The following is an 18,851-nucleotide window of genomic DNA, read 5'->3' as shown; positions in this document are numbered from 1 at the left end:
GAGTCCCTAAAACGGGGGGACGCTGCCGCGTTCGCGGTCGTGACACGGGGCGTGGCAGCACGCGCCCGGTCGAGCGGGCTAGTGACCGGCTATCCGGCGGCCGGCCCGCGTTAGTGAGGCGACAACGAAGACGTGTACAGCCGAGCTGGGCTGTATGGGATTGGCACGGTGTCCGTGGACGCGCCGCGGGGTGGAACGGTGACACGGCGGTTCGAGACGGGGGTTCGAGCGCTCGACCGGAAGCTCGACGGGGGCATCCCGGCCGGCAGCCTCGTCACACTGCTGGCCGACCCGGCGAGCCAGGCGGAGTTGTTCCTCTCGGGGTTCGCCGCCCGACAGGCGACGGTGTACCTCTCCGGCGAGCAGGCACCGACGGCCGTCACGTCGGCGCTCCGGTCCCAGCGAGGGACCTACGACGACCTCTCGGTCAGCCAACTGAACCGCGAGGCCCCGGTCAGCGATGCGCTGGGACACGTCGAGAGCCTCGGGTCCGAGTCGCTGCTGGTCGTCGACCCGGTCGGACCGCTCGAACGTGCCGACGCGGGGGAGTTCCGGGCGTTCCTCGAAACGCTGCAGGCCAGGCTCGCACAGACCGACAGCGTCGCGGTGCTGTACGCGCTCAAACACGACGCCGCGCCGGCACAACGCCACCGGACGGAGTACACCAGCGACGTGGTGTTCGACCTCGAGACGACGCGGGCCGAGGACGTCATCGAGAACAGGCTCTTCGTCCCGAAGTTCCGCGGGGGGCGGGCACTCACCGAGCCGATACGCCTCGACCTCACCGACCGCATCAGCGTGGACACCAGCCGGGACATCGCATAGCTGGGGACGCCGCGCCCGGACCGCCGGCGGCTACCGCAGGCCCCGGACGCGGGACTGCGTGTGGTCGGGGAACACGTCGGTCACGGCACCCTCGCCGTAGCGCTCCCGCAGGAGTGCCCGTAGCTCGACCTCGTAATCGGCCTTCGGAATCTCGGCGCTCGGGCCGCTTTCGACGACGAGCCGGTCGGCGGCCATCGCGTCGATAGCGCCGCGGCCGATGCCCGCGAGCGGCGCGAGGTAGTCCACGCCGAAACGGTCCTCGACGCTCTGGGCGAGCGGGCGCTCGACGGTCGGCACCCGGTCGTCCCGGCGCGTGCCGTCGGCGACGGCGTCGAACTGGTCGTCGCCCGCGGCGAGCCAGTCGCCGTCCGCGGCGCGCTCGACGGCGTGTTCGTGGACCTGCTGGATACCGTTTCGGGGGTAGCCGTCGTCGTGCATCCGCTCGACGGCGTCGCGGGCCACGTCCGGGTCCAGGTCGACCGTGGCGTGGTCGAAGCCCACGGCTGTCGCGCTCTCCCGGGCAGGGTCGACGGCACTGACGCCGAAGGTGCCGCTGACGAGCGTCACGTCGTAAAAGGGGTCGAGCAAGAGCGCCGCCAGCGTCGAGTCCTTCCCGCCGCTGTACAACAGGGCACAGCGCATCTAGCGGCGCTTGATGTCGAAACTCTTCGAGTCGGGCGTCAGCTCCGAGAGGAGCTCTTTCATCTGGTCCTCGTCTATCTGGCCCTGGACGCGGCCGCTTCGCGCCAGCGCGACGACCTGCTGTTCTATCTGCTCGCCGACCTGCGGCTTGGACATCTTGACCGTGTTGAGCCGCTTTCGCGCGCCGTCGGTGAGGTTCTGCTTGAGGACCGCTTGCTTCTGGGCCTCGGCCTGCTGTTGGGCCGCTTCCTGGGCCTCGTCCTCGCCGCCCTGCTGTTCCTTGAGCTGCTCCATCTTCTGCTGCCGGAGTTCTTCGAGTTCCTCCTCGCTGGGGTCGCCACTCATAGTTGTACGAATGTACTGGTGTCGGCCGGAAAACGATTTCGGAGCGGGGGCTACGGGACCACAGAGAGCGGCGAAAAGGCGTCAGTTACGCGTAGCGCTCGAGTTCCGGACGGTCGAGTTCCGTCAGGAGGTCGCCCGCGGTGTCGTCGAGGAGGCTGCGACCCTCGCCGGTGACGCGGCGGCCGTCGTTCTCGCTGGTCTCGACGTAGCCGGCGTCTTCGAGCTGCTGGAGCGCCGTCCGGATGATGTTGCCCGAGCCCTCGGCCTTCTGGTGGGGGCGGACGCGGTAGCGGGTCGTCCCCTGCTTCGAGGAACCGTATTCGGAGCGGAGGGTGTTGACGCCGACGGGGCCGTCGACGGCGACCTTCCGGAGGAGGCTGGCGGCGCGTCGCGCCCAGAAGTCCTCCTGCTCGGGTGGGAGTTCGCGGTCGACGCCGGTCTTCGTGTACTCGGCCCAGTCCGGCGCTTCGATGTCGTCTTCGTCTGCGAGCGTCTCCGTGAGTGCCTCGATGAGTTCCTCGGGGGGAACGTCGTAGAGTGTAGCCATTGCAGATTCCTTTCCGTCGCCGTCATTTAAACGCGTCGTTCGCAGTCGGCGGTCGTGAACCGTTCACTCGCCCGCAGGCCGGCGATGATGCACTTCGGGAAGCGCGTCACTCCGGGGGCGACGCGGCGCGGTCGACGCCGAGTGCGGCGGCGACGCCGCCGCCGACAATCGTCGGCAGCAGGTAGCTCCCGACGCGGTGGACCAGCACCGCCGAGGTGGCGAGGGCGGCCGGAACCGGGGCCGCCGAGACCAGCAGCGTCACGAGGACCGTCTCAATGGCCCCCGACCCGCCGGGGAGCGGCACGACGCTGGCGATGCTGGCGACGGGGACGACGAGCAGGACGACTTCGGCCGACACCGGCGTTCCCACGGCGTACAGCGCGGTCCACAGCGACGCCGACAGGCAGGCCCAGCCGAAGGCAGAGAGGCCGAAGGTCTGGAGCACCGTCCGTCGGTCGGTGGCGATGCGTTCGATGGCCGAGAAGAACCCCGCGATGCGTGCCTCGATGTTCGCCGCCGACGGCGGGGACCACCGGGGCACGACCCGCGAGAGAGCCGTCAGGGTCGGTGCCACGCCGCGGATGACCGCCGCCTGTACCCGGTACCGGTGTCGCCAGCCCAGGACGGCGGCGACAGGGATACCGACCGCGAGCGCCGCGACGGCCCCGGCGGCAAAGGCCAGGTTCCGGGTCAGTTCGACCGCGCCGGCGGCGACGAAGGTGAAGCCGACGACGGCGTACCCGACCGACGGCAGGAAGTGGACCGTGTCGACGGTGGCGATGGCCGCCAGCCCGGTCTCGTACTCGGTGTCGGCGGCCGCCGAGATGAGCAACGCGCTCACCGGCTCGCCCCCGGCCTGACCGAAGGGCGTGACGTTGTTCGAGAACACGGCGGCGACGAACACGAGGACGGCGGTGTGTGGCGCGACCGGCGCGCCGAGCGCCCGCAGGACCGTCCACAGCGCTAGCCCCCACGAGACGAGCCACAGGACGGCGATGGCCGCGACGGCGAGCAGCGCCCCCGGGTCAGCCCTCGTGAGCGCGTCCAGCGTCTCGGCGATGCCGACGAGCCACACCAGCCCCGCGAGGACGGCGAGCGCCGCCGCGAATCCGGCGACCGTCGCCATCCGGTTCCCGTCCATGTGGATGGGATTGTCAGTCTCCGGTTTCAACCCACCGACCCTGTCCCGGCGGCCGATACCCGGGGGGTTTTGCCCCGGGGGCACCGACGACCGGGTATGGACGAGCGGGCTGCACTCGCCGACCTCGCCGACCGGCTCCCGGACGCGGGCGACGACTGCGCCGTCGTGGACGGGCAGGTCATCACGACGGACATGCTCCACGAGAAGACGGACTTCCCGGCGGGGACGACCCGCTACACGGCCGGCTGGCGGGCCGTCGGGGCCTCGCTGTCGGACGTGGCCGCCATGGGGGCCGACGCGACCGCCGCGGTGGCCGCCTACGGCGCACCGTCGTTCGAGCCCGAGGAACTCGCGGCGTTCGTCGACGGGGCACAGGACGTGTGTCACGCGGTCGGCGCGGAGTACGTCGGCGGCGACCTGGACGCCCACGACGAGTTCACCGTCGCCACGACGGCCATCGGCACGGCCGCTGACCCGGTCCGCCGCTCGGGCGCGACGCCCGGCGACGCTGTCTGTGTCACCGGAACGCTCGGCCGGTCGGCCGCCGCCCTCGAACTGTTCGACCGGGGAGAGACTGACGGGGCGAACGACCTCTTCCGGTTCGAGCCTCGCGTCCGTGCGGGCGTCGCGCTCCGACCGCACGCCACGGCGATGATGGACTCCAGCGACGGGCTGGCCCGCTCGCTGCACCAGTTGGCCGAGGCCAGCGGCTGTGGGTTCGCTATCGAGGAGCCACTGCCCATCGACGAACAAGTCGACGCGGTCGCAGCGGACGAACGGGAACGCAGAGAGCTGGGGGTGTTCTTCGGAGAGGACTTCGAACTGGTCTGTACGATGCCCGAGTCCGCCGTTCCCGAGGCCGAGGAAGCCGTCCCCTGCCCGCTCCACCGAATCGGGACGGTCACCGATGGCGGCGTGACGCTGGACGGTGAGTCGCTCCCGGACCGGGGGTACTCACACTGAAAAAGGGCCGCCAGTGACGGTCACACGGCGCTGATTTCGAACGGGACCGGGGTGAAACAGGCAAGTCCCAGCAGGAAGGTACACAGCCCCAGCAGCGCCCGGCGGCGGTCCAGCGCCGCGTCCACCGTCGGTCTGGCGGGCCCCGCATACGCGAGCCCGGTGGCGAACAGGCCCCAGAACACCCACAGCCCCCAGGCCCCGAAGCCGACCGGCGGCGGGTCGCGGGTGAAATACAGGTAGCCGGCGAGCGCAAACAGCGCGCCGGGCACCGCGGCCGCGACAGTTTCCTGTCGCTGTCCGACGATGGACCGCACGATGTGGCCGCCGTCGAGTTGCCCCACGGGGAGGAGGTTCAGGAACGTGAAGAACATCCCGGCCCAGCCGGCGAACACGATTGGGTGGACCGATTCGCCGGGGCCGATCTCGCTCCCGAGTCCCAGCGCGTTCACGAGCGCCTCGAGCGCCTGGAACAGCAGCGGATAGTTGAACGTGATGAGGACGCCGGTGTCGCTGTTTGCCACGCGTTCCGGGACGGTAATCGGGTCTATCGAGAGGCCGACGACCGTGACGACCGTCGTCGCGACGAGGCCGGCCAGCGGGCCGGCGACGCCGATGTCGAACAGCGCGGTCCGGTCGGGGATACGCCCGCGGATGTTGATGACCGCCCCCATCGTCCCCAGGTACGAGGGGAACGGGATGAAATACGGGAGCGTCACGTCGACGCCGTGGTAGCGGGCCGCGGCGTAATGGCCCAGTTCGTGGATGCCGAGCACGCCCAGCATCGCCACGACGAACGGCCAGGCCTCGAAGATGCGAAGCGGGGCCTCGGCGACCGGGATGTAGTACCAGGCGCTCGCCCCGACGTACAGCGTCGAGGCGATAGTCGCCAGCAGCAGCCCGATGTTGAGCCACGGGACGCCGGCGTCCGTGTCGACCGGCTCCGCTACCAGCGCGTATCCGTCCGAACGCGTGCGCGGAACCCCGAGACCGCTGTCGCCCGGGTCAACGACGACGGTCGTCCCGCCGTTGCTCGCGGAGCCAAGCGGTTCGAGCCGAACGTCGTAGCCCTGCTGTCGGAACACCGGCCGGACCTGCTCGGCCACGGCGTCAGGCGGCACCAGCGGGTCGCCGATGTACTCGACGGTCTCGCCGGTCCGTTGCACTGACGAGACGGAGAACACGCCGGCCAGTCGGTCGGGCGACGGCGGGTCGGCGGCGGGACCACTCATCGGCTACTCGTAAACGATGGGCGCACAAATACTCCGCGACCGGTCACGCGGATGGCAGGTGCTCACAGAACTGTACGCGGGGACCAGTCGCCTACGCCGGTTCGACGCGCCAGGTGGTCGCGCTCGTGTACGACCACTTCTCGACGTTTATCTCGGACGCGCTGTCCTTGAGCTTGACCATCAGGGCACCGATCTCCTTCGGGGAGAGACCGACTTCGTCAGCGATGAACTTGCTCTTGAAATACATCTCGCCGTCACTGGCCTTCTCTGCGAGGAACGACTTCAGTCGCTCTTCTTTGGAGGGCTCTTCCTCGCCGGAGGGCGTTGCGGTAGCGCTCATCTTTGTCACCTCACTCCTCCGTAACCCCGCCGGGAGTATATAAAGGAGGGAACCTTCAGGTCGCTTCGGTCACTTTCAGGACAAATCGGGATAAAACGGATTCTTTACGACCGTTTGAGATTCTTTTAGACGTTTTACGAAGCTTTCTCATCCCGCAGATAGCCAGTTCGTCTGGCGTGGTTTGAACAGTCTGTGAAAGAGGGATATCACCTTCCACGGGGCCAATAAGCGGCATATCTCGCTGGTAGTTCGCCGGGTCCGTCAGACGCGCGTCAGCGCGTCGGCCACCCGTCAGACGGGCGGTTCCACCGCCGACCAACGCGGAAAGCACTGACTACGAAGAGCGCGCCCAGCGGCCTTGACAACCCTTAAGAGTGCATCGCGGTTACGGCGGGCTAATGAAAGTCGTCGTCTCCATCGGTGGAAGCGTACTGGCCCCGGACCTGGACGCAGGCCGGGTTGCCGACTACGCCGAAGCCATCCAGTCGCTCGATGCACAGGGGCACACGCTCGGGACCGTCGTCGGCGGCGGGCCGACCGCACGCGACTACATCGGCAGCGCCCGCGACCTCGGTGCGAACGAAATCGAACTCGACCAGCTGGGCATCTCCGTCACGCGGCTGAACGGCCGCCTGCTCATCGCCGCCCTGGACGACCGCGCGGCACCGACGCCCGCCGAGAGCTACGACGAGGGCCGGGAAGCCATCCGCCGGGGGGACATTCCCGTTCTCGGCGGCATCGTCGCCGCACAGACCACCGACGCCGTCGCGGCCGCGTTCGCGGAGTACGTCGGCGCGGACCTGCTCGTGTACGCCACGTCGGTCCCGGGCGTCTACGACGCCGACCCGAACGAGGACGAGGACGCGACGCGGTTCGACGAACTCGGCGCGAGCGAACTCGTCGACGTCATCGCCGACATCGAGATGGACGCCGGCAGCAGCGCCCCCGTCGACCTGCTGGCCGCGAAAATCATCCAGCGGTCCGGCATCCGAACGGTGGTGCTCGACGGCACGGACCCCGAGCGCGTCGTGCGCGCGGTGGAAGACGGCGAGTTCGACGGGTCCGAAATCCTCCCGGAGGCATAGATGGCGGAAGACCCCTACGAGGTCGGCCGCGGCAGCGACCGGGCGTTCTGGGCCGACTCCGTCGCGGACGCCATCGAGGCGCGCGACCCCGAGGAGCCCATCGTCGTCAAGGGCGGCGTCTCGCCCTCCGGGGTCCCCCACATCGGCCACTTCAACGAGATAATGCGGGGCTACTACGTCGCCGAGGCCCTGCGGGACCGCGGCCACGAGGTCCGGCAGGTGTTCACCGCCGACGACAAGGACCGCCTGCGTGCGGTTCCCCGCCAGCTGGCCGACCTCGACTGGAACGTCGTCGGCCTCGGGGAGGTCGACGCCGGCGCGCTCGGGCGCAATCTCGGGAAACCGTACACCGACATCCCGGACCCGTTCGGCTGCTGTGACTCCTACGGCGCGCACTTCACGACCCTCCTGAAACAGAGCGCCGATCTCGTCGGCGTCGACGTCGAGTTCGTCTCCAACACCGAACTGTACGCCGACGGGGAGTTCGAGGCGGTCACGCGCCGCGTGCTCGAACGCGCGGACCGCGCCCGTGACGTGCTCGCCGAGTACCAGAACAAGGTCGACGACGACTACGTCCCGTTCCTGCCCCAATGTGCCGAATGCGGGAAGCTCACCGAGGGCGTCACTGCGGTCGACCTCGACGCCGGCGAAGTCGAGTACGTCTGTGAAGACGTCGAGGCCGGCGACCAGACCATCGAGGGCTGTGGCCACGAGGGGACGGCCTCGCTCCGGGACGGGAAGCTCCCGTGGCGGTTCGAGTGGCCCGCGCAGTGGGAGATTCTGGGCGTCGACTTCGAACCCTTCGGCAAGGACCACGCCGAGGGCTCCTGGCCCTCCGGCGAGGACATCGCCGAGAACGTGCTCGACATCCAGCCACCGGTCCCGATGGTGTACGAGTGGTTCACGCTCGACGGCGAGCCGCTCTCCTCGTCGTCGGGCAACGTCATCACCGTCGACGAAGTGCTCGATATCCTCGAACCCGAGGTGTTCAAGTACTTCTTCGTGAAGGACCCGCGGAAACAGCGGGACTTCTCCGTCGAGAGCGTCGACCGGCTCGTCGACGAGTTCGACCGGTTCGAGCGGCGCTACTTCGGTGAGGCGGACGCGAGCGATGACGAGGCTGAACTCGCAGAGCGAGCCTATCCGATGGTCGTGGACGAACCGCGCGAGGAGCGGGTGCGCATCCCATACACGTTCGCGGCCGTACTCGGGATGACCGACGACCCCGAACTCCGCGAGCAAATCGCCCGGAAGGAGGGCCACATCCCGGACGACGCCCCGGAGTGGGCCGTCGAAGGGGCACTCGCCCGCGTCGAGCGCGCCCAAGAGTGGGCCAGCCGCACGGACAACGAGTTCAACTACGAACTCAAGCGCGCCGAGATGCCCGACGCGTCCTTCGACGCGGAGACGGCGGCCGCGCTGGACGAACTGGCCGATTTCATCGCCGAGGGCCACGACGGCGAGGCGATTCAGGCCGAAATCTACGAGACGGCGAAGCGAAACGACATCGACATCGGCGAGTTCTTCTCGGCCGGCTACCGGCTTCTGTTCGACGACACCGAGGGCCCACAGCTCGGAACCTTCATCGCGAAACTGGACCGCGAGTTCGTCGTCGAACGGTTCCGTCGGAACGGGTAGGGTAGGCGACCCCTACTCGCCCGAACGGCCACGGACCAGTGGTTTCAGAGCGGCTGCTCCGCAGCCCGCTCGAACATCGGTCCGAGGCGCTCGTCGTAGCAGTCCCGACAGACGTACGCGTCGATGACGCCCGCCTCGTCGTGAGTGTGAATCATCGCGTGGACCGTGGCGTCGAACGGAACCGTCTCGCCACAGATACCACAGGTTTCTGGCATTGCCGGACACCTGCTTGCGGTACGTTCTCACAGTACATAGAACGGGTGGTTCGTCCACCTACCGCCGGGGCGTCACCAGCACGGGAACCGAGACGGTGCGGAGGAGCTGGGACGTGACGCTGCCGAGCAGTCGGCGCTGCAGGTTCGAGCGGCCGTGTGACCCCATCACGACGAGGTCGATGTCGTTGTCGGCGACGTACTCGCGGATTCCGGGGGCGACACCGTCGAACGAGTCCGTCCGCGCTACCGCGGTTTCGACGGCCACGTCGGGAGTCGCCGTGTCGAGCGCGTCGGCGACCGACGCGACGGCGTCGCGGCCGTTCGCTTCGAGCCGCTCGACGAACGCCTCGTTCAGCCCGCCGGCGTTGAAGGTCCCGCCGGCGGCCTGGATGTCGACGACGTTGAGGACGTGGACCGTCGCGCCGTACCGGGCCGCGAGCGCCGCGCCGTGACGCGTCGCCGTTTCGGCGTTCTCGCTGCCGTCGGTCGGGAGGAGTATCTGCGAGTAGTCAAACCCTTCCGTCGGTTCCGCGCCCGATACGACGAGGACGGGGACCGTGGCCCGGTGCAGGAGCTGCTCGGTGACGCCGCCGAGGAGACGCTTCCCGAGCCCGGTCATCCCCTGTCGGCCGAGGACGACGAGCCCCGCGTCGGTTTCGCGGGCGTGCTCGTCTATCCGCACGCTCGGCTTGCCCTCCAGCAGTGCCGTCGTGACGGGCTGGCCGACATCGGCGGCGAGGGCTTCGACGTCAGCGAGGACCGCCTCGCCGTGGTCCCGGAGTTGGTCGCGCTCGCGGTCTGTCCGTGCGAGTCTGCGCGCTCGCCCCTCGACGACGTAGACCGCCTCGGCGGTCGCGTCGAAGGCTTTCGCCAGTGCGAGGCCGCGCCGCGCGGCGGCCGTCGCCTCGTCGCTCCCGTCGACCGGGATGAGAACGTGGTCGTACATTGTGTAGCCGTTCGCGGCGCGGTCACTTCACCGTTGGCCGCCGGGGGGCGGCGGCCTATCCCAAACCAAACCCTCTTGCTTGGCTACGCCTAGTTTCGGGTAAATGGTGAGTACGCTGACGTGGGTCCTCGCGGGCCTTGTCGCCTACACCCTCCTCGCGATGGCGCTCCGGACCCGCGGCGTCGTCCCCGAGTACATCCGTTTCAGCGGCCCGATTACGACGATTCACACGCAGAAAGGCAAGGCCGTGCTCGACTGGCTCGCGCGGCCAAAGCGGTTCTGGCGGGCCTGGGGGAACCTCGGCGTCGGGTTCGGGCTGGTGGTGATGGTCGGCTCCTTCCTCCTCGTGGCGCTCGGCGCGTACCAGGCGCTGGTCAACCCACAGCCCTCCGCCCTGAACGAACCCCGGAACGCGCTGGCGATTCCCGGCGTCAACGACTTCCTCCCGCTGTCGGTCGCGCCCGAAATCGTGCTCGGACTGTTGCTCGGGCTCGTCGTCCACGAGGGCGGGCACGGGCTCTTCTGTCGCGTCGAGGACATCGGCATCGAGTCGATGGGGCTTGCCCTGCTCGCGATTGTCCCGGTCGGCGCGTTCGTCGAACCCGACGAGGACGAGCTCCTGCGGTCGGACCGCGGCGCACAGGCCAGGATGTACACGGCCGGCGTGACCAACAACTTCGCGCTCGCCATCGTCACGCTCCTGTTGCTGTTTGGCCCGGTCGCCGGCGCTGTCGCCGTCGTCGACGGCGTCCCGGTCGGGAGCCCGGTCAGCGGGACCCCCGCAGCCGCCGCGGGCATCGAGTCGGGCGACGTCATCACGGCGGTCGACGGCCAGCCCGTCGCGAACCAGCAGGAACTGGAGACCGTACTGGCCGAAAGCGACGCGCGGACCGTCGAGATAGCCCGGAAGGACAGCGACCCCGTCACCGTCGAGCGGTCCGTGGTCGTCTCGGCCGCCCTCCAAAGCGCGCCGCTGGGAACGGGCGAGACGATTGTCGCCGTCAACGGGACCGCCGTAGCGACCGGTAGCGAGTTCGAGCGGGCGGCCCGAGACCACCCCGTCGCGACGCTGGAGACCGAGTCCGGGGAGACCGTCACGACTCCACTCGGGGCGTACGTGCTGGTCGCCGATGACGGGCCGCTCGCCGGGGAAGGCGCGCCGAGCGGCGAGGGCATGATAATCACCGCGGTCGACGGGGAGCGAACGCACAGCGGAACGGCGCTGATTGAGGCGCTCGACGGCGGTCAGCCCGGCGACCGGGTGACTATCACCGGCTACGTCGACGGCTCGCGCGAGACCTACCAGGTGACGATGGCCGAGAGCGAGCAGGTCGACAACGGCATCGTCGGCGTCAGCATCCAGCAGGGCATCAGCGGCATCCAGGTCAGCGACTTCGGCATCGACGCCTACCCCGCGGCCGCGTTCCTCGAGTTCCTCGGCGGGTCGCCCGACACCCCCACGTCCGTCTCCGAGTTCTCGTTCGCCCAGCGGATTTTCAGCACGCTCTTGCTCCCGTTCATCGGGGTCGCTGGCGGCTTCGGCTACAACTTCGCCGGTTTCACCGGTATCGCGACGAACTTCTACACCGTCCAGGGCCCGCTCGGGGCGCTGGGAACGACGCCGGTGTTCCTGCTGGCGAACGTCCTGTTCTGGACCGGCTGGATCAACCTCGTCATCGGGCAGTTCAACCTCATCCCGACGTTCCCGCTCGACGGCGGCCACATCCTCCGGGCGGCGACCGAGTCGTTCGTCTCGCGGCTGCCGGTCTCCGACGGGCGACGGGTGACGACGGCCGTCTCGGTCGCGATTACGGTGTCGATGATAAGCGGCCTCCTGCTGATGGTGTTCGGCCCGCGGCTGCTGACCTGAGGGGTTTCGTTACCCATTTACTCCCCGCCGCGAAAGCCGGGCGTATGTTCCTGCAGCTCCGCGCGGAGGTCGAGGACGCCCTCGCCGACGCGCTCACAGCACTCGACCTGCCGGCCGAGGACCTCGGTATCGAGGAGCCGCCGGAGGGCGTCGACGCCGTGCTCGCATCCAGCGCCGCCTTCCGGCTGGCCGGTGAGGTCGGCGCACCGCCGCCGGAGGTCGCCGCCGACATCGCCGAAGCCATCGACGCAGAGGCCCTCACCTACGTCAGCGACGTGACGACCCAGGGCCCGTACGTGAACTTTCTGCCGAGCGAGGCGTACTTCGCGGCGACCCTCGATGCGGTGATTGATGACGGCTTCGGCCGGCTGCCCGACCGGGAGACGAGCGTCGTCGTCGAGCACACCTCGGCGAACCCGACCGGCCCCGTCCACGTCGGCCGGGCGCGCAACCCCATCATCGGCGACGCCGTCGCCCGCGTGCTCGACTACGCCGGCTACGACGTCGACCGCCACTACTACGTCAACGACGCCGGCCGCCAGATCGCAGTGTTCACGTGGGCCTACGAGACCTTCGACGAGGACGACCTGCCCGAACCGGAACGGGACTCCCCCGAGTACAAGATGGTCCGGTACTACCGCAAGGGCAACGCCGTCCTCGAAGACGGCGATCCGGCGGACGTAGAGGCGGCCGAGGCGGAGATTCAGGCCATCCTGCAGGGCCTCGAAGACGGCGACGAGGAGACCTACGAGCGGGTCGCCGAGGTCGTCGACACGGTGCTGGGCGGGATGCAGACCACGCTGGAGCGCCTGCCCGCCGAGTTCGACGAGTTCGTCAAGGAGACGCGGTTCATGCGCAACGGCGACACCGACGCACTCGTCGACCGCCTCAAGGCCCTCGACTGCGCGGTCTACGAGGAGGACGCCTGGCAACTGGACCTGCCTGACTTCGAGAAGAACCTCGTCTTCCTGCGCTCGGACGACACCTCGCTGTACACGACCCGCGACCTGGCCCACCACGAGTGGAAGTTCGAGAACTACGACCGCGCCGTGACGGTGCTGGGCGAGGACCACAAGCTCCAGGCCGACCAGCTCGACGCCGCGCTCGGCCTGCTGGGCAACGACACCGACCAGCTCCGCCAGGTGTTTTACTCCTGGGTGAACCTCCCCGAGGGCGGGATGAGCACCCGCGAGGGGACCGGCATCGACCTCGACGACCTGCTCGACGAGGCCATCGACCGCGCCCGCGACGAGGTCGAGTCCCGACTGGACGACCGGACCCGCGGCGACCTCGACGAAGACGACGTCGAGCGCATCGCCCGCCAGGTCGGCATCGGCGCGGTCCGCTACGACATCGTCTCGAAGCAGCCGACGAAGGGCATCACCTTCGAGTGGGACCGCGCGCTCGACTTCGAAGCCCAGTCCGCCCCGTACGTCCAGTACGTCCACGCCCGCTGCTGTGGCATCCTGGACGACGTGGAGGGCGACGTGCCCGACGAGCCCGATTTCGGCCCGCTGTCGGAGCCGGAAGAGCGGGACCTGCTCCGCGAACTGGCCCGGTTCCCGGCCGTCGTCGAGGCGGCCGCGGACGACCTGACGCCCCACACCGTCGCCACGTACACTCGGGACCTCGCCGAGACGTTCAACGCCTTCTACCGGGAGTGTCCCGTGCTCGACGCCGACCCCGAGACCCGCGCCGCGCGGCTGGCGCTCGTGGACGGCACCCGGACGACGATAGCGAACGCGCTCGACGCACTCGGGGTCGACGCGCCGACCTCGATGTAGGCCGTCACCGGCTATTCGGTGTGGACCGGTCGACAGGCGGAACCCCGCACTCGACGACTATGTCTCCAGGAACGCCTCGACTTCCGCCGCAACTACCGCGGGTGCCTCGGCGGGGCCGCTGTGGCTGACGCCGTCGAACTCGACGAACCGGCTGTGTGGCAGTGCCTCGTGGACGGACCGCGCGCTCTGCCGGAGGAAATCCGGTCCGTCAGTGCCGGACAGAACGAGGGTCGGCGCGTCAACGTCGAGACGGTCGGGGAGCCGGTACCGCTCGACGGACCGGTTCATCCGGACGACCTCCTCGGCGAGGGCCACGCAGTCGGGCCAGACGGGCCACTCCGCCAGCCAGGCGTCGAGGTCGTCGATGCCGTCGGGGTGGAGGACCTGCTCGACGTAGCGTTTCACCGCTTCCTCTCGCCGTCCGTTCGCGACGAGCGACGCCATCCGGTCGGCGAGGTCGGCCTCGGCCCGGTACTCGGCGGGAAGCACCGCCGGCTCGTACGCGACGACCGCATCGACTGGCATCGCGGTCGCGGCCTCGATGGCGGTGAGCGCGCCGTAGGAGTGGCCGAACAGAACCGGGTCGCCGTCGACGGCGTCGGCGAGCGCCCGGACGTATCTGGCTTCGCGGTCCAGCACCGCGTCGGCGCTCGTCTCTTCGGGGGCGTCGAGACAGGTCCCGAAGCCGGGCCGTTGCGGGACGACCGCCCCGTAGCCCTCGAACTGCGAGAGGACAGGCCCCCAGTACTCCGTGGGTGCCATCCCGCCGTGCAGGAGGAGGAGCGGCTGACCGTCGCCGTAGCGTTCGAACTCGACCGCAAGCTCGTCTGTGGAGTGTGTCGACTGCATGCACCAGTAGGTCGGGCCGAGCCTGGCTAAGCCGTTCTCTCAGTGGTTCGGCCGTTTAAAAGGGAGTTCCGTCAGCCGATGCCGCCGTTCCGACAGGCGCTTCATCCTCGGCCGGGTACGGGAGCGTATGGGGCTTATCGCGGAGTTTCGGATTCGCTGCGACGCACTGCCGCTCGTGTCAGTCGCGGACGCGGTGCCCGACGCGTCGATTACCCTCTCGCTGCAGTACAACCACGGTCGCCAGCCGCTGTTTCTCACCACCGTGACGGGTGGGTCCGAGTCGGCCGTCGAGCGGGCACTCACCGACGCCCGCGACGTGGCAGAGTGGACGCACATCGGGTCGGCCGGCGACACCCGCCGGTACCAGGCGGTGCCGGCGCTGAGCTTCGAGGCGCAACTCGGGGAGCAGATAGACGACCTCGACGGGCTCGAAGCGCTCGCCACCGCGGACGCCATCATCGAGCGGATAACCGTGACCGCCGACGGCTGGGAGCAACTGGGCTGGTTCGCCGACCGGGCGGCGTTCACCGCGTTCTCCTCGTTCTGGCAGCGAAACGCCGGCTTCGGGCTGGAGCGGCTGACCCGCGAGTCGGAGCCGAAACGGCCCGGCGACGGACTCACCGACCGCCAACTGGAGGCGCTTCGGACGGCGTACGAACTGGGGTACTTCGAGATTCCGCGACGTGCGTCGCTGGAGGACGTCGCCCGGGAACTGGACATCTCGGCGTCGTCGCTCTCCGAGCGACTGCGCCGGGCACAGACCCAGATCATCCAGGAGACGGTGGCGACGCTGTGGCCGCCGCTGCCGGAGTGAGTCACAGTTCGGGACCGGAACAGGTGGGACGCGTCAGTTGAACAGCCCGAACATGCCGCCGGAGTCCTCGTCGTCGTCGACGTCGGAGGGGTCCTCGGCGTCGTCGAGGAACCACTCGTCGTCCAGTATCGTTTCGAGGTCCGTTTCGGGGCTCTCGTCGCGGAAGAACACGCCCTCCAAGGCCGCCGCCAGCCGCTGGTAGGCGTCGGCGGCCGCGCTCTGTGGGGCGTTGAGCACGAGCGGTTCCTCGGTCGTCGCCTGCGGGTCGTCGGGGATGACCGCGAGCAGCGGGAACGCCATCCCCTCGGCGATGGCCGCGACGTCGGTGTGTCGGGTCGCCCGGTTGATTATCGCGCCGAGGACGGTCCCGTCGATGCGGTTCGCCAGCTCGGCCGTCTTGACCGTATCGCCCACCGCGACGTCGTCGGGAGTCGTCACGAGGACGATACCGTCGGCCAGACCCAGCGGGACGGCGACCTCGTGGCTCAGACCGGCCCCGGTGTCTATCAGTACCACGTCGTAGGCGTTCCGGAGCGTCTTGATGACTGTCCTGAGCTTTGCGGGGTCGGCGTCAGCGAACGCCTCCAAGGACTGCTCGCCCGGAATCACCGTGAGTCCGCCCGGCACGTCGGTCAGGGCCCCGCTCACGGCCGCCTCGCCGGCCAGCACCTCGTGGAGGCTCTGTTCGGGCTCCACGGCGAGCATCGACCCGAGGTTCGCCATCCCAAGGTCCGCGTCAACGACGGCGACGTCGTAGTCCATCTCCTGAAGGACGGCCCCGAGGTTCACTGCGGTCGTCGTCTTCCCGACGCCGCCCTTGCCGCCCGCAACCGTACACACGTACCCGGCCATAGTCTGATTGCTTGGGTACAATGCAGGCAGTTATATAAATGCGACTGTCGTTGTCGGACCGCTAACGGCCGGCTGCTGCCCGGAACGGCCCGTTCGGCGCGCGCCCTTCGTCCCCGTCCTCCACGACTCCCGCCGGTCGCCGTTCCGGTCCGAGACCCCTCGCTTCGCTCGGGCTCTCGCTGCTCGCGGGTCGTTCCTCCCCGCTCGCACGTCCTACAATTCGAACGAAGCGAGAATCGCACGGCTCCCGCCGGTCGCCGCTCCGGTCTGAGACCCCTCGCTTCGCTCGGGCTCTCGCTGTCAACAGGTTCTTACGCCACCTCGGCCAACACAGAGTAATGAGCGAGCAGCAGGAACAGGAACAATCTGACAAGCAGAAATACGAGTTCCGGAAGGTCATAGAGGAGCTCAAGGGGTACCAGGGCTCGGGCACCCAACTGGTCTCTATCTACGTCCCCGAGGACAAGCAGATAAGCGACGTCGTGGCCCACGTCACCCAGGAGCACTCCGAAGCCTCGAACATCAAATCGAAGGACACACGCACCGCGGTCCAGGACGCGCTCACCTCTATCAAGGACCGGCTCCGGTACTACGACAACACGCCGCCGGAGAACGGCCTGGTGCTGTTCTCGGGGGCGTTCGACACCGGCGGCGGCCGGACCGACATGGTGACGAAGGTACTGGAGTCGCCGCCGGACCCCATCGAGTCGTTCCGCTACCACTGTGACTCGGAGTTCCTGACCGAGCCACTGGAGCACATGCTGGCCGACAAGGGGCTGTTCGGCCTCATCGTGCTCGACCGGCGCGAGGCCAACGTCGGCTGGCTGAAGGGCAAACGGGTCGAACCCGTCAAGTCCGCCTCCTCGCTGGTGCCGGGCAAACAGCGGAAAGGTGGCCAGTCCGCCCAGCGGTTCGCCCGCCTCCGGCTCGAAGCAATCGACAACTTCTACCAGGAGGTCGCCGGCATGGCCAACGACCTGTTCGTCGCCGACCGCCACGACATCGACGGCATCCTCGTCGGCGGCCCCTCTCCGACGAAAGACGAGTTCCTCGACGGCGACTACCTCCACCACGAGCTACAGGACATGGTGCTCGGGAAGTTCGACGTGGCCTACACCGACGAGTCCGGGCTGTACGACCTCGTGGACGCCGCCGACGAGGTGCTGGCCGAACACGAGATGCTCCGGGACAAGGAGCTCATGGAGGACTTCTTCAAACAGCTCCACAACGGGGACAAAGCCACTTACGGATTCGACCAGACCCGGCAGAACCTCAACATGGGGGCCGTCGAGCAGCTGCTCATCTCAGAGGACCTCCGGAAGGACGTGGTCGCCTACACCTGCGAGAACGGCCACGACGAGTACGACCTCATCAACAGCTCCGCGGCGACCGACGACCACGAGTGCACCCGCTGCGGTGCCACAGTCGACGCCGACGACGGCGAGCGCGAGGACGCCATCGACCACCTGATGCAACTGGCCGACCAGCGCGGCACCGAGACGGTGTTCATCTCGACGGACTTCGAGAAGGGCGAGCAGCTCCTGACCGCCTTCGGCGGCGTCGCCGGCCTGCTCCGGTACTCGACGGGCGTCTGAGGACCTACGTCGCTGTTTTCGCGTTCACAGTAACTGTTCGAGCTGTCGGCGGCGGCTCCCAAGGTCGACGTGGGCTCGGTCCCCGTAGCTGGCGTCGAGGCGGTCAAGCACCAACAGCGGGTCGACGCCCTCCCGCTCGACGCGTTCCAGCAGGGCGGTTATCTCCTCGCGGTGCATCGCGAGCGAATCGAGCAGGCCGACGAGCAACGCCAGCGGGACCGCCGCCGCGTCGTCGTCGGGGAACGCGCCGTCGAGGGCCGCGAAATCCGGGGTAGTACCGGGCGGGTCGACCGCCGGCTGGAGCGCTAAACAGGCCCGGCAGACGCTGGCTCCGGGCTCGTCACCGGGGAGGAACTGCCGGAGGTCGGCCGGGACCGGGAACGAGACGAGGTCGCCGCCGCAGTCGGGACAGGACATACTCATCTACGGGCGGGAGAGCGCAAAAACGGTACCGCTCAGTCGTCGGCAGTGACCGGCTCGACTTCCTCTTCCGTCTCCGCGGCCGCGAGTTCGTCTTCCTCTTCTTCCTTCTTGGCCTTGATTTTCTTCATGCGGAAGATTTCCTCGCGCTCCTGCTCTTCGAGCTTCTGCTCGATGTACTCCTGGTTGTCGTAGAGGTCGGGCAGGAGTTTGAACTCGAGGGCGTTGACGCGCCGTTTCGTCGTCTCTATCTCTTCGAGCATCTTCTTCATCGCCGTCTCGACCTCGGCGGCGAGGATGATGTTCTCCAGCAGTTCCTCGTAGGCCTCCGCGGCCTCGTCGATTCGGGCCGAGGTCCCCATGACGCCGTACCCGCGTTCGTCCAGCGACTTCCGGACCTTGCTGGACTCTATCTGCGGGACGACGACGCCCATGATGTTCTTGGACTGGGTCGTCAGTTCGGGATGTTCCTTGAGCGCGGCGGCGGCCCCGCGGACGGCCACGTCGCCTTCCATCGCCCGCGCCATGTTGATAGCGCGCTGGGCCCGGTCGTAGGAGTCGTCGAGGTCCTCCCGGACGTCCTGTGCCTGGTCCAGGATGTCCATGAACTCCATGATGAGGCCGTCACGCTTCTTCTCCAGCGTGTCGTGCCCACGCTCGGACAGCTCGATGCGGTCCTCTATCTGCATCAGGTTCTTGCGCGTGGGTTTGACGTCCTTAGCCATTACGGGCCTGTTTTCGACGTAGGCAG

Annotated in this window: 20 protein-coding genes; 8 read left to right on the top strand and 12 right to left on the bottom strand. The window is 68.4% G+C overall.

Going from position 1 to position 18,851, the window contains the following annotated elements; all coding sequences use genetic code 11:
* Window positions 1-159: 159 nt before the first annotated feature.
* Window positions 160-825: an RAD55 family ATPase gene (locus tag VI123_RS08370; RefSeq protein ID WP_336338261.1), complete on the top strand. Its 666-nt coding sequence runs from the start codon at window positions 160-162 to the stop codon at window positions 823-825.
* A gap of 30 nt (window positions 826-855) precedes the next feature.
* On the opposite strand, the gene VI123_RS08365 is transcribed toward VI123_RS08370, so the two are convergent.
* The 4 genes from VI123_RS08365 to VI123_RS08350 form a co-directional block, all read right to left on the bottom strand.
* Window positions 856-1,467 carry a DUF7411 family protein gene (locus VI123_RS08365; protein WP_336337604.1) on the bottom strand — a complete coding sequence of 204 codons (612 nt, stop codon included), beginning with the start codon at window positions 1,465-1,467 and terminating at the stop codon, window positions 856-858.
* A complete protein-coding gene (locus tag VI123_RS08360; protein ID WP_336337603.1) occupies window positions 1,468-1,812 on the bottom strand; it encodes a DNA-binding protein in 345 nt (114 codons plus the stop codon).
* Between the two features lie 85 nt (window positions 1,813-1,897).
* Window positions 1,898-2,359 (bottom strand): 30S ribosomal protein S19e, encoded by a 462-nt coding sequence (locus tag VI123_RS08355; RefSeq protein ID WP_336337602.1) that lies wholly within the window; start codon window positions 2,357-2,359, stop codon window positions 1,898-1,900.
* Between the two features lie 106 nt (window positions 2,360-2,465).
* Window positions 2,466-3,500 carry a lysylphosphatidylglycerol synthase transmembrane domain-containing protein gene (locus VI123_RS08350; RefSeq protein WP_336337601.1) on the bottom strand — a complete coding sequence of 345 codons (1,035 nt, stop codon included), beginning with the start codon at window positions 3,498-3,500 and terminating at the stop codon, window positions 2,466-2,468.
* Window positions 3,501-3,596: 96 nt separating this feature from the next.
* Here VI123_RS08350 and thiL point away from each other — a divergent pair, with 96 nt between their 5' ends.
* Entirely contained in the window at window positions 3,597-4,463 is an 867-nt protein-coding gene (gene thiL, locus VI123_RS08345; protein WP_336337600.1) for a thiamine-phosphate kinase, read from the top strand.
* A 20-nt stretch (window positions 4,464-4,483) separates the two neighbouring features.
* On the opposite strand, the gene VI123_RS08340 is transcribed toward thiL, so the two are convergent.
* The gene (locus VI123_RS08340) at window positions 4,484-5,692 is read right to left on the bottom strand and encodes a site-2 protease family protein (RefSeq protein WP_336337599.1); all 1,209 of its coding nucleotides are present in this window, start codon (window positions 5,690-5,692) and stop codon (window positions 4,484-4,486) included.
* A 91-nt stretch (window positions 5,693-5,783) separates the two neighbouring features.
* Window positions 5,784-6,032, bottom strand: coding sequence for a DUF7123 family protein (locus tag VI123_RS08335; RefSeq protein ID WP_336337598.1), 249 nt, complete (start codon window positions 6,030-6,032; stop codon window positions 5,784-5,786).
* Between the two features lie 398 nt (window positions 6,033-6,430).
* Between VI123_RS08335 and pyrH the strand changes: the two genes are divergently transcribed.
* Window positions 6,431-7,117 (top strand): UMP kinase, encoded by a 687-nt coding sequence (gene pyrH / locus VI123_RS08330; protein WP_336337597.1) that lies wholly within the window; start codon window positions 6,431-6,433, stop codon window positions 7,115-7,117.
* Window positions 7,118-8,755, top strand: a complete 1,638-nt coding sequence (gene lysS, locus VI123_RS08325) for a lysine--tRNA ligase (protein WP_336337596.1) — start codon at window positions 7,118-7,120, stop codon at window positions 8,753-8,755.
* A 44-nt stretch (window positions 8,756-8,799) separates the two neighbouring features.
* Here the strand turns inward: lysS and VI123_RS08320 are convergent, their stop codons facing one another.
* Both VI123_RS08320 and VI123_RS08315 read right to left on the bottom strand, forming a co-directional pair.
* Window positions 8,800-8,970 carry a hypothetical protein gene (locus VI123_RS08320; RefSeq protein WP_336337595.1) on the bottom strand — a complete coding sequence of 57 codons (171 nt, stop codon included), beginning with the start codon at window positions 8,968-8,970 and terminating at the stop codon, window positions 8,800-8,802.
* Between the two features lie 58 nt (window positions 8,971-9,028).
* On the bottom strand, window positions 9,029-9,916 hold the full coding sequence (locus VI123_RS08315; RefSeq protein WP_336337594.1) for a universal stress protein: 888 nt from the start codon (window positions 9,914-9,916) through the stop codon (window positions 9,029-9,031).
* 103 nt (window positions 9,917-10,019) lie between these two features.
* Between VI123_RS08315 and VI123_RS08310 the strand changes: the two genes are divergently transcribed.
* Together VI123_RS08310 and argS are read left to right on the top strand one after the other, a co-directional pair.
* Window positions 10,020-11,786: a site-2 protease family protein gene (locus VI123_RS08310; protein WP_336337593.1), complete on the top strand. Its 1,767-nt coding sequence runs from the start codon at window positions 10,020-10,022 to the stop codon at window positions 11,784-11,786.
* Between the two features lie 44 nt (window positions 11,787-11,830).
* Window positions 11,831-13,570 (top strand): arginine--tRNA ligase, encoded by a 1,740-nt coding sequence (gene argS / locus VI123_RS08305; protein ID WP_336337592.1) that lies wholly within the window; start codon window positions 11,831-11,833, stop codon window positions 13,568-13,570.
* A 57-nt stretch (window positions 13,571-13,627) separates the two neighbouring features.
* Here the strand turns inward: argS and VI123_RS08300 are convergent, their stop codons facing one another.
* Entirely contained in the window at window positions 13,628-14,419 is a 792-nt protein-coding gene (locus VI123_RS08300) for an alpha/beta fold hydrolase (protein ID WP_336337591.1), read from the bottom strand.
* 127 nt (window positions 14,420-14,546) lie between these two features.
* Here VI123_RS08300 and VI123_RS08295 point away from each other — a divergent pair, with 127 nt between their 5' ends.
* Window positions 14,547-15,233, top strand: a complete 687-nt coding sequence (locus tag VI123_RS08295) for a helix-turn-helix domain-containing protein (RefSeq protein ID WP_336337590.1) — start codon at window positions 14,547-14,549, stop codon at window positions 15,231-15,233.
* Between the two features lie 33 nt (window positions 15,234-15,266).
* Here VI123_RS08295 and VI123_RS08290 read toward each other — a convergent pair whose 3' ends face one another.
* A complete protein-coding gene (locus tag VI123_RS08290; protein ID WP_336337589.1) occupies window positions 15,267-16,085 on the bottom strand; it encodes a MinD/ParA family ATP-binding protein in 819 nt (272 codons plus the stop codon).
* Between the two features lie 338 nt (window positions 16,086-16,423).
* Between VI123_RS08290 and prf1 the strand changes: the two genes are divergently transcribed.
* Window positions 16,424-17,680 (top strand): peptide chain release factor aRF-1, encoded by a 1,257-nt coding sequence (gene prf1 / locus VI123_RS08285; RefSeq protein WP_336337588.1) that lies wholly within the window; start codon window positions 16,424-16,426, stop codon window positions 17,678-17,680.
* A 24-nt stretch (window positions 17,681-17,704) separates the two neighbouring features.
* Here prf1 and VI123_RS08280 read toward each other — a convergent pair whose 3' ends face one another.
* Window positions 17,705-18,097 carry a DUF6276 family protein gene (locus tag VI123_RS08280; protein ID WP_336337587.1) on the bottom strand — a complete coding sequence of 131 codons (393 nt, stop codon included), beginning with the start codon at window positions 18,095-18,097 and terminating at the stop codon, window positions 17,705-17,707.
* A gap of 38 nt (window positions 18,098-18,135) precedes the next feature.
* A complete protein-coding gene (locus tag VI123_RS08275; RefSeq protein ID WP_336337586.1) occupies window positions 18,136-18,825 on the bottom strand; it encodes a V-type ATP synthase subunit D in 690 nt (229 codons plus the stop codon).
* Window positions 18,826-18,851: the final 26 nt, after the last annotated feature.

The organism is Haloarcula sp. DT43, from assembly GCF_037078405.1.
GTDB lineage: Archaea > Halobacteriota > Halobacteria > Halobacteriales > Haloarculaceae > Haloarcula > Haloarcula brevis.
Note: the sequence above shows the minus strand (reverse complement) of the source record. Positions and strands in the feature narration are given on the sequence as shown.

What these genes read in the sequence shown, in the direction of transcription:
- VI123_RS08365 (WP_336337604.1), bottom strand. Translation starts at nt 1,467, where the DNA reads ATGCGCTGTGCCCTGTTGTACAGCGGCGGGAAGGACTCGACGCTGGCG.
- VI123_RS08360 (WP_336337603.1), bottom strand. Translation starts at nt 1,812, where the DNA reads ATGAGTGGCGACCCCAGCGAGGAGGAACTCGAAGAACTCCGGCAGCAG.
- VI123_RS08355 (WP_336337602.1), bottom strand. Translation starts at nt 2,359, where the DNA reads ATGGCTACACTCTACGACGTTCCCCCCGAGGAACTCATCGAGGCACTC.
- VI123_RS08350 (WP_336337601.1), bottom strand. Translation starts at nt 3,500, where the DNA reads ATGGACGGGAACCGGATGGCGACGGTCGCCGGATTCGCGGCGGCGCTC.
- thiL (WP_336337600.1), top strand. Translation starts at nt 3,597, where the DNA reads ATGGACGAGCGGGCTGCACTCGCCGACCTCGCCGACCGGCTCCCGGAC.
- VI123_RS08340 (WP_336337599.1), bottom strand. Translation starts at nt 5,692, where the DNA reads ATGAGTGGTCCCGCCGCCGACCCGCCGTCGCCCGACCGACTGGCCGGC.
- VI123_RS08335 (WP_336337598.1), bottom strand. Translation starts at nt 6,032, where the DNA reads ATGAGCGCTACCGCAACGCCCTCCGGCGAGGAAGAGCCCTCCAAAGAA.
- pyrH (WP_336337597.1), top strand. Translation starts at nt 6,431, where the DNA reads ATGAAAGTCGTCGTCTCCATCGGTGGAAGCGTACTGGCCCCGGACCTG.
- lysS (WP_336337596.1), top strand. Translation starts at nt 7,118, where the DNA reads ATGGCGGAAGACCCCTACGAGGTCGGCCGCGGCAGCGACCGGGCGTTC.
- VI123_RS08320 (WP_336337595.1), bottom strand. Translation starts at nt 8,970, where the DNA reads ATGCCAGAAACCTGTGGTATCTGTGGCGAGACGGTTCCGTTCGACGCC.
- VI123_RS08315 (WP_336337594.1), bottom strand. Translation starts at nt 9,916, where the DNA reads ATGTACGACCACGTTCTCATCCCGGTCGACGGGAGCGACGAGGCGACG.
- VI123_RS08310 (WP_336337593.1), top strand. Translation starts at nt 10,020, where the DNA reads ATGGTGAGTACGCTGACGTGGGTCCTCGCGGGCCTTGTCGCCTACACC.
- argS (WP_336337592.1), top strand. Translation starts at nt 11,831, where the DNA reads ATGTTCCTGCAGCTCCGCGCGGAGGTCGAGGACGCCCTCGCCGACGCG.
- VI123_RS08300 (WP_336337591.1), bottom strand. Translation starts at nt 14,419, where the DNA reads ATGCAGTCGACACACTCCACAGACGAGCTTGCGGTCGAGTTCGAACGC.
- VI123_RS08295 (WP_336337590.1), top strand. Translation starts at nt 14,547, where the DNA reads ATGGGGCTTATCGCGGAGTTTCGGATTCGCTGCGACGCACTGCCGCTC.
- VI123_RS08290 (WP_336337589.1), bottom strand. Translation starts at nt 16,085, where the DNA reads ATGGCCGGGTACGTGTGTACGGTTGCGGGCGGCAAGGGCGGCGTCGGG.
- prf1 (WP_336337588.1), top strand. Translation starts at nt 16,424, where the DNA reads ATGAGCGAGCAGCAGGAACAGGAACAATCTGACAAGCAGAAATACGAG.
- VI123_RS08280 (WP_336337587.1), bottom strand. Translation starts at nt 18,097, where the DNA reads ATGTCCTGTCCCGACTGCGGCGGCGACCTCGTCTCGTTCCCGGTCCCG.
- VI123_RS08275 (WP_336337586.1), bottom strand. Translation starts at nt 18,825, where the DNA reads ATGGCTAAGGACGTCAAACCCACGCGCAAGAACCTGATGCAGATAGAG.